Annotated in this window: 14 protein-coding genes and 1 pseudogene; 11 read left to right on the top strand and 4 right to left on the bottom strand. The window is 69.5% G+C overall.

What is annotated here, in order from left to right:
* Positions 1–538: 538 nt before the first annotated feature.
* The 5 genes from OG897_RS29855 to OG897_RS29835 all read left to right on the top strand — a co-directional run bounded on the left by OG897_RS29855 (position 539) and on the right by OG897_RS29835 (position 5,837).
* Complete coding sequence (locus OG897_RS29855; protein ID WP_323188116.1) at positions 539–1,519, top strand: serine hydrolase; 981 nt, start codon at positions 539–541, stop codon at positions 1,517–1,519.
* Between the two features lie 128 nt (positions 1,520–1,647).
* Positions 1,648–2,508 carry an endonuclease/exonuclease/phosphatase family protein gene (locus tag OG897_RS29850; protein ID WP_323188115.1) on the top strand — a complete coding sequence of 287 codons (861 nt, stop codon included), beginning with the start codon at positions 1,648–1,650 and terminating at the stop codon, positions 2,506–2,508.
* Between the two features lie 72 nt (positions 2,509–2,580).
* The gene (gene cseB / locus OG897_RS29845; protein WP_266661587.1) at positions 2,581–3,321 is read left to right on the top strand and encodes a two-component system response regulator CseB; all 741 of its coding nucleotides are present in this window, start codon (positions 2,581–2,583) and stop codon (positions 3,319–3,321) included.
* Between the two features lie 10 nt (positions 3,322–3,331).
* Positions 3,332–4,609 carry a HAMP domain-containing sensor histidine kinase gene (locus OG897_RS29840; RefSeq protein WP_266661585.1) on the top strand — a complete coding sequence of 426 codons (1,278 nt, stop codon included), beginning with the start codon at positions 3,332–3,334 and terminating at the stop codon, positions 4,607–4,609.
* Between the two features lie 286 nt (positions 4,610–4,895).
* A complete protein-coding gene (locus tag OG897_RS29835) occupies positions 4,896–5,837 on the top strand; it encodes a nitrilase-related carbon-nitrogen hydrolase (RefSeq protein WP_266661583.1) in 942 nt (313 codons plus the stop codon).
* 912 nt (positions 5,838–6,749) lie between these two features.
* On the opposite strand, the pseudogene OG897_RS29830 reads toward OG897_RS29835, so the two are convergent.
* The 3 genes and pseudogenes from OG897_RS29830 to OG897_RS29820 form a co-directional block, all read right to left on the bottom strand.
* Positions 6,750–7,044 (bottom strand): annotated as a pseudogene (locus OG897_RS29830) (transposase family protein); the annotation flags it as partial.
* 301 nt (positions 7,045–7,345) lie between these two features.
* A complete protein-coding gene (locus tag OG897_RS29825; protein WP_266661581.1) occupies positions 7,346–7,855 on the bottom strand; it encodes a DUF664 domain-containing protein in 510 nt (169 codons plus the stop codon).
* Between the two features lie 753 nt (positions 7,856–8,608).
* On the bottom strand, positions 8,609–9,256 hold the full coding sequence (locus OG897_RS29820) for a dihydrofolate reductase family protein (protein WP_266661579.1): 648 nt from the start codon (positions 9,254–9,256) through the stop codon (positions 8,609–8,611).
* Positions 9,257–10,260: 1,004 nt separating this feature from the next.
* Between OG897_RS29820 and OG897_RS29815 the strand changes: the two genes are divergently transcribed.
* The 6 genes from OG897_RS29815 to OG897_RS29790 all read left to right on the top strand — a co-directional run bounded on the left by OG897_RS29815 (position 10,261) and on the right by OG897_RS29790 (position 17,103).
* Positions 10,261–11,238, top strand: coding sequence for an MBL fold metallo-hydrolase (locus OG897_RS29815; protein ID WP_266661577.1), 978 nt, complete (start codon positions 10,261–10,263; stop codon positions 11,236–11,238).
* A gap of 588 nt (positions 11,239–11,826) precedes the next feature.
* Positions 11,827–13,701: a ThiF family adenylyltransferase gene (locus tag OG897_RS29810; RefSeq protein WP_266661575.1), complete on the top strand. Its 1,875-nt coding sequence runs from the start codon at positions 11,827–11,829 to the stop codon at positions 13,699–13,701.
* Positions 13,702–13,784: 83 nt separating this feature from the next.
* Positions 13,785–14,048: an acyl carrier protein gene (locus tag OG897_RS29805; RefSeq protein WP_266661573.1), complete on the top strand. Its 264-nt coding sequence runs from the start codon at positions 13,785–13,787 to the stop codon at positions 14,046–14,048.
* Positions 14,045–15,049, top strand: a complete 1,005-nt coding sequence (locus tag OG897_RS29800; protein ID WP_266661571.1) for a 3-oxoacyl-ACP synthase III family protein — start codon at positions 14,045–14,047, stop codon at positions 15,047–15,049. Before OG897_RS29805 ends, OG897_RS29800 begins: the two co-directional genes overlap by 4 nt.
* A gap of 641 nt (positions 15,050–15,690) precedes the next feature.
* A complete protein-coding gene (locus OG897_RS29795) occupies positions 15,691–16,281 on the top strand; it encodes a TetR/AcrR family transcriptional regulator (RefSeq protein ID WP_266661570.1) in 591 nt (196 codons plus the stop codon).
* 228 nt (positions 16,282–16,509) lie between these two features.
* Positions 16,510–17,103: a TetR/AcrR family transcriptional regulator gene (locus OG897_RS29790; RefSeq protein ID WP_266661569.1), complete on the top strand. Its 594-nt coding sequence runs from the start codon at positions 16,510–16,512 to the stop codon at positions 17,101–17,103.
* Here OG897_RS29790 and OG897_RS29785 read toward each other — a convergent pair.
* Complete coding sequence (locus OG897_RS29785) at positions 17,048–17,677, bottom strand: hypothetical protein (protein ID WP_266661568.1); 630 nt, start codon at positions 17,675–17,677, stop codon at positions 17,048–17,050. The genes OG897_RS29790 and OG897_RS29785 overlap by 56 nt on opposite strands.
* Positions 17,678–17,696: the final 19 nt, after the last annotated feature.

Below are 17,696 nucleotides of genomic sequence, written 5' to 3'. Positions count from 1 at the left end.
CGACTTGAGCCGACAGGCCGACCGCCCACGGCTCACCGGTCACCGGTCACCGACGACGGGCGTCGAGGACCTCATCCAGGCCCACAAGCCGGACTCGCCGCACCCGGAGTCCATGCGGGCGTCGACGGCCGGGCCTCGGCGACGCGCAACTGCCGCTCGGCTGGCCTTCCAGGGCAAACAAGGCGGTCCCGCAGCACAGCCGCGAAGCAGTTCCGTTCGGCTCTGCCCAGGACCGGAGCCCTCACGGCAAGATCAACACGACTGCCGACCAAACACCTCCACCCCACCGCACCATCACAGCCACAGCCACAGCGGGCACCGCTGCTCCTCGCTCGACCCCCGGCCCCGCAGTGCCGTTGTCGACCTCCACGAACAACGCGGGCTCGTCCTGGTCCACCGCCGACCAGCTGATACACAGCTGCAATACAGCCGTGCGGTGGTCGAAGCCCGGCCCTGACCGGCTGGCAGCGGTACTCGCCCAGCCTGTGCACGTACCCGATGGCCGGTGTACACGTGCTGGCTCTGGGAGGCCGCTGCCGTGCCCGAACTTACGAAGCTCTCTGTCCGTACCGCGTACGGAAAGCTCCCGCGCGAGCGGCCGGGGGTGCTGTGGGGACTGGTGGCGGCGCTCGTGGCCAGCGCTACCGGAGGCTGGCTGGCTCTTCCCGACGCGGGCGATCGCGGCGGGATGCTGCCCGCGGCGGTAGCCGGGCTCGATCTGCCGTGGCCCAGCGATGGGCAGGCGGCCGTCGCTGCGGAGCGGGTCGGTGATCTTGGTGTCGCGGGCTCGCGGCGGGCGGTGCCGATCGCGAGCGTCACCAAGGTGATGACCGCATACGTGGTCCTGAAGGACCACCCTCTCAGGGAAGGGCAGGACGGGCCTTCGGTCGAGGTCGACGGGCAGGCCGCGGCCGAGGCGCACTCGCTGAGTGAGTCCACCGCACCGGTCGTCGAGGGTCAACGGCTCTCCCAGCGCAAGCTGTTGGAGCTCATGCTGCTTCCGTCCGCCAACAACGTGGCCCGTTTGCTGGCCCGTTGGGACGCGGGCAGCCAGGAGAGATTCGTCGCGAAGATGAACGCGACGGCCGCCCGGCTGGGGATGACCGACACGACGTACACCGGGGCGAGCGGCATCGAGGCCACCACCGTGTCGACTGCGGCCGATCAGCTGAAGCTGGCCCGCGAGGCCATGAAGGACCCGGCGCTGCGGGCGACGGTGGCGCTGCGCAGCACGGTGATTCCGGGGCGGGCCGAGCCGGTGCGGAACACCAACGAACTGCTCGCACGGCCGGGTGTGGTCGGGCTGAAGACCGGCTCCAGCACTCCGGCGGGCGGCAATCTGGTGTGGGCCGCCGAAGTTCCGGAGGGCACGAAGCGACGTCTTGTCTACGGGGTGGTGCTGGGCCAGCGTGCGGGTACCTCGCCTGCCGAGGGGCGCAGGGCCGCGCTGGAGAGCAGCGGCCGGCTTCTCGACGCTCTCCAGGAGAAGCTGCCCGCAGTCCTCGGGGGGCAGGCGTGAGTACCGGCCTTGACAGTCGTTTCTCCGTGGAACCGGATGCGCAGCCTTCCGGGCCTCCTCCTCCGGCGGCCGGCAGGTGGCGGCGGGGGCGGGCCATCGGTGTCGCCGCTGTGCTCTGCGCCCTGCTCATGGCGTCACACTCCCTGGTGCCGAATGGATTCGGGAACCTCGGCAGTCTGTTGCAGACGCTGCTGCCCTGGAGCGGCCTGGGTGTGCTGGTGCTGGCGGTGCTCGCGATGGTGCGGCGCTCCGCACTCGCCGCCGCAGCCGTCCTCGTCCCTGCTGTTGTCTGGTGTTCGCTGTTCGCGGGAGTGCTGGGCGACAAGCGTTCCGACGGCGGAGATCTGACCGTGGTCAGCCACAACGTGAGCGCGGAGAACTCCGACCCCGGACGGACCGCACGGGCGTTGGCCGCTTCGGGCGCCGATGTGCTGGCGCTGGAGGAGCTGTCGCGTGGGAGCACGGCGGCATACGAACGCGAACTGGCTTCCTCGTACCCTCACTTCGCCGTGCGGGAAGGCATCGGGGTATGGAGCAAGCTTCCGCTTTCGGCCGTGGAGACGGTGGACATCATGCCGTGGACGCGTGCCGTGCGTGCCACGGTCGAAACCCCGCAGGGGCCCGTGGCACTGTACGCCGCGCATCTCGCCTCCGTACGGGTACTGCCGACTACGGGGTTCGCCACGGCGCGACGCAACGAGGCGGCCGTGAAACTGGCGGGGGCGGTACGGGCGGAGCGGCTGCCCCGGGTGGTCGTGGCCGGTGATTTCAACGGGTCGGTCAACGACTCGGCGCTCGGGCCGCTGACGGGGTTCCTGCGTTCGGCGCAGGAGGAGGCGGGTGAGGGATTCGGGTTCACCTGGCCCGCGTCGTTCCCGGTGGTCCGGATCGACCAGATCCTGCTGAAGGGGGTGACGCCGGTCGCGGCATGGACCCTGCCCCGCACCGGTAGCGATCACCTGCCGGTTGCGGCCTCTCTGCGCCTGTGACGCACTGCCCTCCTCCAGCGGACGGCTACGATTCGGTCAATAACGGGCATGAACGTTTGAGAAGAGTGACTTTTGTCTGCATCGCACCCCCTGGTTCCGGCACCGGTGAGGGTCCTGGTCGTCGAAGACGACACGGTGATCCGTCGTGCCGTCCAGTTGGCTCTGGAGCGCTACGGGTACGAGGTCACGGTCGCGGGTGACGGGCTCGACGGGCTGGAGGCGTTCCGGGCCGGGCGGCACGACCTGCTGATCCTCGATGTGATGCTGCCGGGCCTGGACGGCATCGGGCTGTGCCGCCGCATCCGTGAGGAGAGCCTCGTGCCCACTCTGATGATGTCGGCCCGCGGTGACGCCCTCGATGTCGTGTCCGGGCTGGAGGCCGGGGCGGACGACTATGTCGTCAAGCCCGTCGACATCGGGATCCTGGTCGCCCGGATCCGGTCGCTGCTGCGGCGGGCCACCTTTCGGCCGAGGCCGGACGCGGCTCCGGCTCCCGGGGCCGACGGTGCTGGTGCGGTGCAGGGCGGGCCGCTCGTCTTCGGTGACCTGACCATTGATCTTCTCGGACTGAATGTGTGCCGGGACGGTGAGCCGGTCCTGCTCTCTCCCACTGAACTGCGGCTCCTCCTGGCGTTCGCGGAGAACCCCGGCATCGTGCTGGACCGACGGCGGCTGCTGCACGATGTCTGGGACTACGGCTGGGAGGGCGACACCCGCGTCGTGGACGTATGCGTGGTGCGGCTGCGGAAGAAGATCGGCGCCGATCGCATCGAGACCGTACGGGGCTTCGGCTACAAGCTCCTGCGAAACTGAGACGGCGGCCATGGGATTCCTCAACCTCCGTGCGCTGCGCTGGAAGGTCGCGGCGCTGACCGCGACCGCCTGCTGCGCGGTCGCCACAGTGGTCGGGCTGCTCGTCCACGAGGCGACGGCGGAACACGGACAGCGAGCGGGAGACGAGCGGGTCTCCACACAACTGCGGGTCGCGATAATGGAGTTCCAGCGTACGGGAAAGAGGCCCGAGGCCGCCTCACTGATGACTCCGGACGATGTGCCCGAGCCGCTGGCACACGCCTTGGCGGAGCGACAGACTGCCGATGCCTACGCCATCTGGTACGACGTGAAGGAGCCGAACTGGTACTGGCTGTGGGCCGCCGTGCCTGTCGAGGGTGGCCGCGTGCTCTCCGTACGCACCGACATGAGCTCCGAGGTGCGCAGCCTGCAGCTCCTTGACCGGAGCATCATCAAGGCAGTGCTGGCCGCGCTCGTGGTCGTCGTCCCACTCGCCGCGCTGGCCACCGAGCCGATGAACCGACGGCTGCGCCACGGGGCGCGCACCGCGCGCAGAATCGCCGATGGTGATCTCGATGCCCGGATCGGGCACCCCGGCCGGGCCCGTGATGAGATCACCGAGATGTCCGCCGCCATGGACGCGATGGCAGGCGCACTGCAGCGGCGACTGGAGTCGGAGAAACGGTTCACCGCAGATGTGGCCCACGAACTGCGCACTCCCCTGATGGGGCTGCTCACCTCAGCCGGCCTGCTCGCCGACGACGACGAGGCGGCGAGTCTGGTGCGGGAGCGGGTGGGGACGCTGCGCGGGCTGGTCGAGGACCTGCTGGAGATCTCCCGCCTCGATGCCGGAGCGGAGCAGGCGAGGCTCGACGAGGTGCCCTTGGGCGAGCTGATCACCGATGTGGTCCGGCGTGGGGAGAACTGCGGTGGTACTCCACAGGTGCTGGTCGATGGCGCGGACGTGGTGCGTACCGATCCGCGCCGTGTGGAGCGCATCGTCACCAACCTCATCGCCAACGCGCACCGGCACGGCGCGGGTCCCGTCAGGGTCACTGTCACCGGCTCGCGCATCGTCGTGCGCGACCACGGACCCGGTTACCCTTCCGAGCTGCTGACCGCTGGACCGCAGCGGTTCCGGACAGGGGCCACCGGCCAGGGGCACGGGCTCGGGCTGACCATCGCGCTCGGGCAGGCCAAGGTGCTCGGTGCCCGGCTGGTCTTCGCCAACGCGGATGACGGCGGCGCGGAGGCGACGCTTGAGCTGCCGCGGTCCCCTGACCTCACCCGACGCGCTCATGCACGGTAAGCGGTCAGTGCTGACGTGCCCCGGCCGCGGAGACCCTCACGAAGGCCCTGCGTGCGTTGCGGGCGCACGACACGGACGTGATCGAGGCCCTCGCCGACTCCTTGCCCACGGACCGGGACGTGGAAAGGCGACGGCGTCGACCAGGACCTGGCCGGGATGGTGCCTGGCGAGCCGGTCACCCTCGCCTGATGGTCTTACCCGTACGGCCCTGTCGTGGTGTCCGGCGGTGTGGTGAATCGTTCTTGCTGCGCTGGTCGCCCGGATCGCCCCTCAGGTAAGGATCCCGATGTCTGTGTCGCAGCCTGTCCGTGTTGTGTTCCGCTCCGCCCGGCGCGCTGCGCCGTCTTTCGGTGAAGGGCTGCGGGTTGCCCTGTATCAGGGGCAGGGCCTGGTCGGCAGCCGTGCGGCGGTGGAACACAACCTGGAACGCCTGGCCGAAGTGGCTGCACTGGCGGCGGACTACAACTGTCAGGTGGTGGTGTTCCCGGAGAAGTACACCACCGGTTACGCGATCGGTCCCGAGGAGTGCCGGGAACTGGCCGAGCACCGTGAGGGCCCCTCCGTCGAGCGGGCACGGCTGGTGGCCAAGGAGCACGGCCTGGCCGTGGTGCTGCCCTATCCCGAGCGGGACGGGGGCGCGTTCTACGACTCGATCAGCGTGATCGCGCCCGACGGGCTGGTAGCGGCGAACTACCGCAAGACCCACCTCTACGGGGCCGCCGAACGCCGCAACTACTCCTTCGGCCAGGACCTGCCGCCCGTCGTACCCCTCAACGGCATCAAGGTCGGCGTGCTGAACTGCTACGAGTGCGAGTTCCCGCCGCTCTACCAGTACCTCGCCGAACAGGGTGCCAAGATCGTCATCGGACCCACGGCGGCGGACGGCCACTTCCGCCTGGCCGACGGCACCATGAGCCAGGTCCCCTACCAGGACGCCACCCGCCACATCATCCCCGCCATGGCTTCCATCTGGCGCCTGTTCATCGCCTACGCCAACCGCCGCGGCTGGGAACAAGTCCCCGCCGGCGCCTGGCAGTACCAAGGCAACTCCGGCATCTGGGCACCCGACGGCGAACCGTTGATCGCCGCCACCGCCGAAGACAGCCACCACGACTGCCTGTTCATCGCCGACTGCCTCCCCGCCGAGGTACCCCCCTTCAGCCCCGAAGGCCACCACCCCACCGACAACCGCCTCACCCTCAACCCCACCCTCCGCCCCACCCGCTGAGGCCCGCTCTTCCCCGGCGCCGAGGAAGATACGGCGCACGGACACCGCCCCGAACACGGACGCGGCGCTCCTGCTGATGACGGCCGGTTAGCTCCCCCGCGCGTACGTGGAGCCTTACGGCCCTACGGGGTTGGAGCTGGTCCATCGTGTGAGCTCTCGCAACAGGCCCGACATGACCGCCTGCACAGCAACTCACGAACGGCTGCGCGGGATGACACAAGGGCTGGCCAAACACAGGCGTGAAGGAGGCCGTTGCGAGGGACTCGGCTGGCACACCGAACACGGAGACAGCGCACCGACGCCCGCACGCCCGGCGAGACTCCCCCGGTTCGGACCAACGGACGGGCCAGCCGGGCAGGCCCCGGTGCGCCGCCGCCATCGGGGACTCGTACGGGACAGGGGACGCCTCGTGTGGGGAGGGGATCACCAGAGCGAGGGCCACAGCCCGCACTGCACGCGGTGCTGTCTCGTTGAGAAGGACATGCAGCAACACCACGCGCTTCTCCCTCCCCGGGCACCGGTCTGGGAACCCGTCCCTCCCCCGGCCCCCGCTCCGGACCCCGGCACACCCATCTACGACGCCCTGGTGCGGCTCTGGCACGAGCGGGGCCACCAAATCCCCGGGTCCCGCGACGAGGAGGACCGGCTGCCTCAACCGGGGGCCCGCTTCCCCGGCACCAGCACACGCGGGGCCAGTTGGTGGGGCTGACGTCGCACGGACCGGTCGCAGCACGTGCGGGAAGAGGCGTGGTGCGGGACATGGACGGTGCGGGTGGTCAGAACCTGTCGCCCGGCAGCCTGGCGTGGTGAAAGGTTTCTCCACCGCTACGCAGGATCAGATCACGGCCATCGTGCAGACGGTCGAGGCAGATTGCCTCGACCGTCTGGACTAACTGATCGAACGCCTTCGTCGATGACGCGGTGGGTACGGGCCGCGGTGAGGTCGTGAGTACGTCCCGGTGAAGCGGGCGACAGCCACAGAAGCCGACCCATCGGGTTGGTCATCACCTGCACGTTCACCCTGTGACGCCGGTGCTTGGCCGAGTGCTCCGCCTGGCCGTCGCCTGCGCAGGCACACCAGGCCGACCAGAGCACGCTGGTGCGGCGGGAGCTTGCAGCGGCGGTCTCCCTCGCGGGTGGCGATGAGCATGGTGACCCACTCGACCAACGCGTGTGGGAGGTCGAGTGCGGCAGGGCTGGGAACCAACGAGGTACGGGAACTGATGAGTTGAGGCTTCGAGCACCTCCTCCAACGGCACGGGTGCCTGGCGGCCCCTCACCGTCACACCAACAGCGGCCACTCTGAAAGGGCTCTATGCATCCTGCGGGGCGATGGTGGGGGCCCAGCCGTTAACTGGGCCTCGACGGTTTCCACGCACCAGGGCCCCGGAAGCGCCGCCGCGCGACGCCTCCCGGACGACATCGCCCGCCACCACGCTGGACGGGACACGACTCAACGCCCCGCCCGTACCGTGTGCACGGGCCCGGGCCCACCGCCTCCTCTCACCTCAGCTGAGCTTCAACAGCCCTCGGACGTAAGCCGCTTGGCCGACGTGCTGGAGGTCGTCGGAGATCACGCTGATGAGCCGCACACCGAGGGTGACGTGCGGCGTCCATCCCTCGTCGACGACGCGGTCGAGCGCCGAGCCGGAGAGACCGCCGACGAACGTCAAAGTCTGCTCGTGCACGGCGTCGTAGTAGCCGCGCAGCTGTTCGGCCGTGAGGGAGCGAACGGAGGCCACCTGCGCGTCCGTATGACCGTAGCCAATGTCCTCCACCTCGAACGGCAATCCGAACCGATCGCACCAATGCCCGCTGACCCAAACTTGGTCCAGCCCGGCGGCGTCGGCGACGTGGTCGTCCTGCACCCGGGCGAGGTGCCAGACCAGCCACCCGATCGGATTTCCGCAGCCGGCGGGCCGGAACGCGAGCTGCTCGGTGGTGAGGCCCTCGACGGCGGCATGCACTTCTTCCTGGACGCGACCGAACGCGTCGGACAGGACCTGTTCAGTGTTCATGCCGTCCATGGTCGGACATCCCGGCCCGAAACCGACGGTTATCCACGGAGTCGCGCCGCCGAGGAGGTGACCGGGCCACTTAGGGGCAGTACCGGTCAAGGCGGGCGTCAAGCGGTCTTTCCCGGCCGATGAAGCCGCGCAGGCGTCCGTCGGCTGCGGGACAGATTGACTCGGTCCCGCCCGGCACGCGAGTGGCCCCCGTTCGTGATCGGATCCCACGCAGTCTTATCGGGGGCCCACGCGGTCCCTGATTGGTGTAGATGAGGTCGTCGCCGGTGAGCTGGCAGCGGTCGCCGAGGCGGGCGGGCGGTCAGTTCGCGCCAGCCGTTCCGGTCGTTCTCCGCCGTCGAGGTCGAGGAGGAGGCCCTCTCTGCATGGGCCTGCCCCCCAGCTGCTGGTTCGCGGCGACCCGCACACGTCGATCGCGGACCGCTTGAGCTGAAATCCGTAGCTCGCCTCAGCGGCGGCCGGAACTCCTCCGGCCGCCCCGGTTCGGGAATCCGGACCCGCCGCAGCACCGATGGACGTTACGTATGACGTCCGCAGTCTCTGCGACAGGTCCCGGAGGCATTCACCCCCGCGGCGGCCACCTCGTCGACGGTCGTCCCGTCCGCGCCGGGGACGCCCCCCATGCCCGGCTGAGAACATCCGTGCGGTGGACACGGCTCCCGGCGGCCGACCCCGCTGCTCATGGAATGGCCCGGCCGCGGGTCCTCACCTCCACCCTCCCGTTACCTCCTCAACGGAAGCTCATCAGCCCAGTACGTCCACCACCTGTTCGGCATCGGCCCGTACGCCCGCCTGCTGCGCCCCGGCCTTCGGCCGGTAGGTGCACACGTGCACTCCGGTGCCGCTGACGTTCGTGGAGACCAACTCGAACGTGCGGAGGTGGCCGTCGGTCGGGAAGATGCTCTTACCGCCGCCGAGGAGCACCGGCAGGATCATGAGCCTGAGCTCGTCGACGAGGCCCTCGGCCAGCAGGGTTCGGGTGAGGGACGCGCTGCCCATGACCACCAGGTCGCGTCCTTCGGCCTCGCGCAGTTTCCTGATCTGGTCCAGTGCCTGGTCGCCGGGGATGCGCGTGGTGTTGTTCCACGTCAGCTCGTCCGCGCCGAGAGTGCTGGACACGACGTACTTGGTGACGTTGTTCATGTGGTCGGCGAACGGGTCGCCGGCCCGGCCCGGCCACGCCCCGGCCATGACTTGCCAGGTACGGCGTCCGAACAGCAGGGCCTCGGTGCTGGCCTGCCACTCGGCCAGGGCGCCCCCCATCACCTCCGGGTCGAAGAACGGGTGGCTCCAGCCGCCGTGGGCGAAGCCGCCGTCGGTGTCCTCGTCCGGGTGTCCCGGGGCCTGAACGACGCCGTCCAAGCTGATGAACTCGCCAATCGCAATGCGCATGCGGATGTCTCGCTTCCAGATCCGTTGGGTTCAAGTGGGGTGGACCGTGGTGGTGTCAACGACCCGGAGGATCACGCCGGGTTCCCGACCACTGGATTCCCTTTCGTCGTTCGCGACATGGGAAAGCTATGTTGCGTTAAGGAATCCAGCAACCAACTGAACACCAGATCTGCGCCTTTATGCAGGTCAGTTGAAGGGAATCATTGCAATAGGCTTGACGCTAAATGCAAGGGCACCTGTCGAAGCGTTGCAATGGCCTGCACCTGAACGCTCGATGGTGGCCGGTGTGGGCTACTTGAACCACGAGGCGAGTTCCCTGTATTTGGCCAGAGGGGAGGACCGGGGAGAGCCGCCATCTTGACGGGTGTCCGTCGGTCAGCAGGCGCACTCCGCCACCGGGGGACGTCGGGAGCACGGTCAGGCAGAGTTCGTGCATCAGATCGGCCTCGCACAGCACCTCGATCATGCTGGCGCTGTTCAGGACGGGAATGTCGCGGCACATGGCCGAGCACCGGCATCGCTCGGTGCTCCAGGTGCTCCAGGGGCTCCAAGGGCTTGAGGGTTTTCCGTAGCCGAGGTGGCTCACCACAGCGGGGCCTCTCGTCCTCCGTCGGCGCACACATCGCCGGTCCCGAGGCTGCACCCTCGGCGCTGCCTGGCGGACCGCTGCCCGCGCACTCGATCGTGGACGTCGAGCAAACCGTCGCCCGTCGTGACCAGCGAATAGGTCGTCGAGACGATCCCCGCGACCGCTCCGGCAATGCAGGGCGCATGCGGAAGCCTCGCTGTGGTCCCCGGCGTGTCCACCCCGTCGCGAGACCGTCCAACGCGTCCCGGGAACGTCAAGCATCTGCCGAGCGCGCCATGTCCAGCATCCAGCACGTCGTGAGCCCTCACACCGGCACGACAGTCCAACCATGAGTTCAACACCGCCGGTGGCCGTACGGCATGGCGAGTTGCGCCAGGGGTACTGCGTCAGTCACGTGAATCCGAGGAGCTACGTCATGAGCGACCACACCCCGGCCTCGGCCGAGGGCGACTGGAACGATCACCCTGAGCAGGGCCACGGCGGCGGGCGCGCGACACGTACGCGGCACGGGGCGGTTGCGGTAGAGCCGTCCGCGGACCGGGCCGTGGACGTCCAGTTCATCGGCAACGCAACAACCCTGATCCGGTACGGCGACGTCACCCTGTTGACCGACCCGAACTTCCTGCACCGAGGCGACCGCGCCTACATCGGGTACGGCCTCTCCAGCCGACGGCTGCACGACCCCGCGCTCAGCATCGGTGAACTGCCCGACGACATCGACGCGGTGATCCTCTCCCACCTGCACGGCGACCACTGGGACCGGGTCGTACGACGGGGCCTCAACAAGTCACTGCCGGTGCTCACCACCCCGCACGCGGCACGCCGACTGCGGCGTTGGCACCGCTTCGGCGAGGCTGCGGCGATACCGACCTGGCACAGCCGCACCGTGTCAGGGCGCGAGAGCCGGGTGAAGGTCACGGCGCTGCCGGGCCGGCACGCGGGTGGCGTGCTGCGGGCGTTGATGCCGCCGGTCATGGGCAGCCTGCTGGAGTTCGGCCCGGTCCACGGCCCGGCCGAACTCCGGCTGTATCTCTCTGGCGACACCCTGCCGCTGCCGCCGGTCGTCGGCTCCATCGCCCGGCGCTGCCGCGACATGGACCTGGCCGTTCTCCATCTGGGCGGCACCCGGTTGCCGGGCGGCCTCCTCCTCACGATGGACGGCGACCAAGGAGCCGCCTTCGCCGCACAGTTGGAACCACGGTGGGTGATGCCGGTGCACTATGAGGAGTACCGGGCGATGAAATCCCCCCTCAGCGAATTCCTCGACGCCGCCCGGGAACGCAAACTGAGCGACCGGATCGTGGTGTGCGAGCGCGGGGGGCATGTCGTGTTGCGGCCCGGGCGGTCCCCGGTGACCGAGCCACCGGACGGCTCGGCCGACTCGGATCGGTGAAAGCGCAACGGGGCGACGGGCGACAAGAGCCGTGATCGTCCCGTTCCAGGCCCGAGGCGTACTTCCAGTGGACCCTGGTGCGGACTGCGTCCACGGCCCGGCGGGCAGTGCCCATCAGTGCCGGGCCGGCAGCGGACACCCCCCTTCATCCCTTCATCGTGGCCCGGAATCCGTCCCGGGTAATGACTCCGTCGGCATCGTAGAGCGCGAGAAGTCGGTCGCACTCGTCGTGGATGACACCGGGCGCGAGGCATTCCTTCACTCACTGGCAGGGCCCAGGGCCGTCGTAGCGCGACGGGCTGGACCGGGGAGGCCACGACGGGAGGAACGAAGGCGGAGGCCACCCGTCCGCCTGGTCCTCCAGGTCACCCGGTTGGCTCACCGGATCGCAGCGGATCACCCGATCGTGCGAGGCGCACTCCCCGGCCCACACCGCCAGAGCCGCCGCCGTGCCACGAATCGAAAGGTCACCCAGCGCAGGGGCGCACGGAGGTTGCGCAACCGTTTGGCGGGGCGCTCGTTGTGATCCTCGATGCGCTGCGCGCGCCGAGTGCGCGCGGCCATGTGAGCTAAAGAGGGTTACCAGGCATGAACGTTTCTCCCGTTGTCGATGGCGTGCCGTGGCACGTATCCGCATTCCGTCTCTCAGGAACAGGGCTGAGGGAGACGGAGGCGGTCGGGCGCATCAGGGAGCTGAGGGCGAGGATCCTCTTCGACCGAGGCCGCCGACCCGACTTCCGTACGACGGACGGCGGGTACGCCGATGACCAGGACCTGGACTTCGGGGCCTGGCACTTCGTCGGGAGGCGGGAGCCGGACGGCCCCCCGCTGGGCTACGTACGCCTCTCGACCCCCGAGACGGGTGACTTGTTCCAGACGCGGACGTACCTGGGTACGGAGCGTTATGAGGAGTTGCTCCGGGAGTGCGGATTCGGTGCTGCGGAAACGTTCGAGCACAGCCGCCTGGTGGTCGAGCACCAGGCTCGCAAGCTGGGGCTGGGGGTGTACCTCAACGCTTTCGCGATCGCGGCAGCACGCCACCTGGGTGCCAAGGCCATGATCGGAACCTCAGGGACGGCGGACGGGCAGGACCGGTTCCACGAGCGGTTCGGCTTCCGCCCGATTCCCGGCACCCGCCGCTATGTCGAGCGGTACACCGAGGACGTGGTGATCATGCTGTACAAGTCCGCGGTCCCGGTGGGCGAGCATGCCGGGCTCGTCGAGCAGTTGGAAAGCGTCTTCCCGGCCGCGACGGTATCCGCCCAGGAAGCGGGGCTCGACGGCGATGGCCTTGCCGAGGCCGAACGCGGTCAGCACATCGTGGCTCGCGCATGCCGGGAGCGGCTCGCCACCGTGAGCGTGCGGAACGACGGCGCCGAGGCGTGCTGGCAGCCCGTGCACTTCGACATCGGGCGCGAGCAGGACCAGGCGGACCTGCTGGAACTCCTGGATTCGGGTGCGGTCCGCGAGGTGTCGGACACCATCGAGGACCAGCTGACGGAGCTGGTCACCAGCCGCGATCCCCGACTGCGCTCCTCGCCCGAGGCGGTGGAGCGCGCCGTGACCGAGCAGTTGGGCGGCGCCGATGTGCGGGAGTACGGGATCTGGGTGTGGTACCCGTGGTCGGGGCGGCTGGTGCACCTGTTGCCGCGTGAGGAGTTCCGCCTGGTGCGCACCGACCGCAATCGGGGGCGGATCGACCGCGCACAACAACGCCGTCTGCTGGGGTGCCGGGTGGGCATCATCGGTCTCTCCGTCGGCAGCAGCGCTGCCCTGACCTTCGCCATGGAGGGAATCGGCGGATCGTTCAAGCTGGCCGACTTCGATTCGCTCAGCGTCTCGAACCTGAACAGGCTGCGGGCAGGGGTACATGATCTGGGCCTGAACAAGTGTGTGCTCGCGGCCCGTCAGATGCTGGAGATCGACCCTTGGCTCGACATCGAGGTCTACCCCGGCGGCCTCACCGATGACACGATGGACGACTTCTTCAGCGGTGGTACGGGCCCCATCGACCTGCTCGTCGAGGAGTGCGACACCCCGTACGTGAAGGTCGCCGCCCGCGAACATGCGCGAGCTCTGCGCATCCCCGTCGTCATGGACGCCAATGACCGGGGTCTGCTCGACGTCGAACGGTTCGACCTCGAACCCCACCGCCCCTTGCTGCACGGCCTGCTCGGCGACACCACCTCCCGGGATCTGACCGATCTCACCCAGGAGCAGGCGGTCGACGTCATCCTCACGATGGTCGACCGGGACCGCATCAGTCCCGAACTCACCTCCGCCATCACGGAGATCGGCACCACTCTCAGCAGCTGGCCGCAGCTCGCCTCGGGCGTCGCCCTCGGCGGCGCACTCACCGCCGAGGCCGCACGGCACATCCTCCTCGGCCGGCCCCGCCCCTCGGGGCGCTTCTACACCGACCTGGAACTCCTCACCTCCGCCGGCCGGAGCACCCTTCCGTAGCGCGCCCACCCGAGGAAGCCCCGCACCAGGGCCCCTCGAACCGAACCCCGTCCTCACCGGAACCGACCACCACAGGAGCCCCCATGTCCAAGGCTGTTGACACCCTTCGCCACGTGTCGGCCATCGTCGCCGCCATCGCCGACCGTCCGGTGGAAGAGATCACCACACGGAGCCGACTCGTCGAGGACCTCGACCTGGACTCGCTGCAAGTAGTGGAGATCGCGGTCAGGGCCGAGGAGGAAATCGGCATGCCCGTCGACGACGCACTGCTGACGGAGCCGGAGATGACCGTCGAGCAGTGCGCGCAGGTAGTGAACGAGGCAGCGGCCCAGAAGGCCCTCACGTGAGCCGCCGTCTGCTGCACACCGCGTGGGGAATCCACGGGCTGGGCGTTCATCTCCCGGACCGTCGTGTGAGCAACGAGGACATCGCCGATCAGTACGGTGTGGAACCCGCCTGGATCGAGCGCATGACCGGCGTCACCCACCGCCGGTACGCAGAACCCTCCCAGTCCACGTCGGACCTCGCCCTCGCGGCCGCCGAACACGCTCTGGCCGATGCCCGCCTCTCCCCGGCGGACGTCGACGTCATCCTCCTCGCGACGAGCACTCCGGACCAGCTCGCTGTCGCCACAGCCTGCCGGGTACAGCACCGCCTCGGCGCGGAACGGGCCTGGGCCACCGATGTCGGCGGTGCCTGCGCGGGATTCCTCAACGCCCTGAGGATCGCTCGCGACGTCCTGACCGCCTCGTACCCCGAGGGCCGGGCTCTGGTCATCGGTGCCGAGACGTTCTCCAGGTTCCAGAACCCCCAGGACCGCTCTACCGGGGTGCTGTTCGCCGACGGGGCCGGTGCGGTCGTCGTGGGGCCCGCATCTGCTGGGCAGGGCATTCTGTGCAGCGTCCAGGGAACCGACGGCGCACTCGCCGACATCGTCGGCATCCGCGCAGGCGGCAGCGCGCAGCCGGCCAGCGCACGCACCCTCGCCGAAGGCGGCCACTACCTCCACATGAACGGAAAGGCCGTAGCCGCCTACTTCCACGACATCTTTCCGCGCATCGTCCGGGACCTCACGCGGACGTCGGGGTTGCCCTTGGAACAGATCGACCTGGTCGTTCCCCATCAGGCCAATCCGCGCATGCTCCGCACCCTGGGGTCCGGGCTGGGCATCTCCGCGGAACAACTCGTCATCACCGCGGACGTCTTCGGCAACACGGGTGCGGCGTCGATCCCCATGGCTCTTCACACCGCGCGAGCCCAAGGGCGGCTCACGTCGCAGAAGACCGTTCTGCACGCTGCGGTCGGTGCGGGGATGAGCTGGGCGGGGACCGTGCAACGCTGGCTGTGACCGGGTCCTCCCACCGAATCCGCGTGGGTGGCTGTGCGGGCAGTCTGCTGGGCCGCATGGATCACCTGCGCGGAGCGGCGACTTCGGGCGGAAACCGTTGTCGGCGGCTGTGCGGACAGGGGTCCGAACGCCCCGGCAGAGGTGCCACCGTGAGAGGTGTAGCCGACGGCGTGCACGCGGGCACGGAACTCACAGGCCCCCGGCCCGGGACAGGCCGCTTTGCCCCCTGTGCCGCCAGCAGCGGCTCTGCCCGCGCTCATGAGTGACGAGGAGCCGTTGACACGGCACCGGTCGTACTGCTCCACCCGATGTGAAGCAGTCACCCGACAGCGAGACGTGGAGGGCTGGGCCCCAGCCATGAGGGGCCCCGCAGCGAGCAGGGCGGCCATGCCGAAAGAGGTGATGATGCCGTCCAACCCGTACGTCGGCCCCCGGAGCGCATCGATTCGGCGGGACCGACACGCCCACAGGACGAACGACTCGTCCCCACTCCGTACAGGTACCGCGGCGAGACGGGGGGGTCTCGGCGCATCGGACCAAGGTTCCACCCGGGACTCCCCTGCGCATACCATCGGTATGCGCGAGGAGGCCGCGAAGGCTCGGCGTGTCGGCGTTGTCATCTATCCGAGTGGGGCGAGACGGTGCAGCAGGGCGTCAGGGCGCAGCAGCGCGAGAAGACTCGGCAGTCCCTGCTCCGTGAGGGGCGGCGGCTGTTCGCCGACGGCGGTTACGCGGCGGTCGGCCTGTCGGAGATCGTCAGTGCGGCAGGGGTGACCAAGGGAGCTCTCTACCACCACTTCGACTCCAAGGCCGCGGTGTTCCGCGCGGTGCTGGAATCGGTGCAGCAGGAGGTCGGCGACCGGGTCGCGGCGGCGGCCGAGGAGCACGAGGATCCGTGGCTCCAATTCACCAGTGGCTGCCAGGAGTTCCTGACCGCGACCACCGATCCGGAGATCCAGCGGATCATGCTCGTCGACGGGCCCGCCGTACTCGGGTGGAGCGAGTGGCGTTCCATGGACGAGATCCATTCCGCCCGCCATCTCACCGATGCGCTGAACGACCTCGCCGAAGCCGGAGTGATCGCTCCGCAGCCGGTGGCCCCCCTGGCACACCTGCTGTCCGGGGCGATGAACGAAGCGGCGCTGTGGCTGGCGTCCTCGGCGTCGGCGGACGATCTCGCGCACACCCGGGCGGCGTTGGACCGCATGCTCGACGCCCTGCGCACGGACTGACCTCGGCGGCGGACCCGCCGGGTGCCAACCGGCCCGCGCCGTACCAGCCGCAGGGCTGCGGTCCACCGCGGCGCGCATGCGTGCGTACGCATGCGCGTGCGTGCCGGGCGCGATCCGGTACGGGGTCGATGCCGAGGGCGATCCGTTGCCGCTCCGGTCCTCCACACCGCCCGGGAGCGAAGTACCGTATTGGCGTACCTTCAGTATGCCAAGGGCGGGGGCCGCGGGATGACGCAAGGGGTTCGAGCGCTGCAGCGGGAGCAGACGCGGCAGACGCTGCTGCGCGAGAGCAGACGCCTGTTCGCGACGTTGGGGTACGGAGCCGTGGGTCTGGCCGAGATCGTCCGGGCCGGCGGGGTCACCAAGGGAGCGCTGTACCACCACTTCCCCAGTAAGGCCGCGCTGTTCCGGGCGGTCCTGGAGGAGGCGCAGCAGGAGGTGTCCGAGCACATCGCCGCCACCGCCGACGCGCACGCCGGGGCCTGGGACCAACTCACCTCGGGCTGCCAGGCGTTCCTGAGCGCCTCCACCGACCCCGACCTCCAGCGCATCCTGCTCGTCGACGGGCCCGCCGTTCTCGGCTGGAGCCAGTGGCGCGCGATGAACAAGGACACTTCGGGCCGTCACCTGGCGCAGGTGATCGGCACCCTGATCGACGAGGGGACCATCGCCGCGCAGCCGGTCGCACCTCTCGTGCACCTGCTGTCGGGGGCCATGAACGAGGCGGCCATGCGCCTGGCCGCGTCGGCGACCCCGGGCGATCTGGCTAGCACCCAGGGGGCGCTGACGCAGTTGCTCGCGACGCTGCGTACCCGGCGGTGAGTACGGCGTCGGCGAGTACCGGGTCCGTCAGAGCCGCCTCGGACGTACGGTCCGGCCCCTCCACTGCCGCCAGTACCCGCTCGAACCGCTCCGCCGCACTCCCGAAGCGGCTCTGCCGTACGCGCCGCGCGCAGCCGTAGCATCCGCCCTGGCCGCGACGGATGTTGTTGAGGGTGGGCATGCCGGTGTGACCGCAGGTGACGCAGCGGCACTTCCATCGGTCGCCCACCCGGCCGGGGAAGGGTTCCAGCGGCTCCATGCCGACCGCGCGCATGTCCGCCTCGGCGGTCGCCGGATCCACCGGGGCCCGCCCCGCGCACGCCCTGCACCCGCCCCCGCCCGAACGGATCTTGGTGAGTCTCGGGCGTACGGTGCGACCGCAGGCCGTGTGGAGGCAGTGCCACTTCATCCGGGCGCCCGGGTAGGGCTCCAGCGGTTCGAAGCCCGCGATCCGCATGTCCGCCTCGGCCTTCTCCTGACCGGCGATGCGACGCCGTTCCCCGGCGGCGGCCCGGCCGCACCTGCGGCACCCGGAGACCGCTCCGCTGCGTACCGAGGTGAAGGTGGGCGCCACCGCGTGCCCGTGCCGCACG

Origin of the sequence: Streptomyces sp. NBC_00237 (genome assembly GCF_026342435.1) — a bacterium.
In the GTDB taxonomy this organism is placed as follows: Bacteria; Actinomycetota; Actinomycetes; order Streptomycetales; family Streptomycetaceae; genus Streptomyces.
This window is presented reverse-complemented; position numbering and strand designations above follow the sequence as displayed.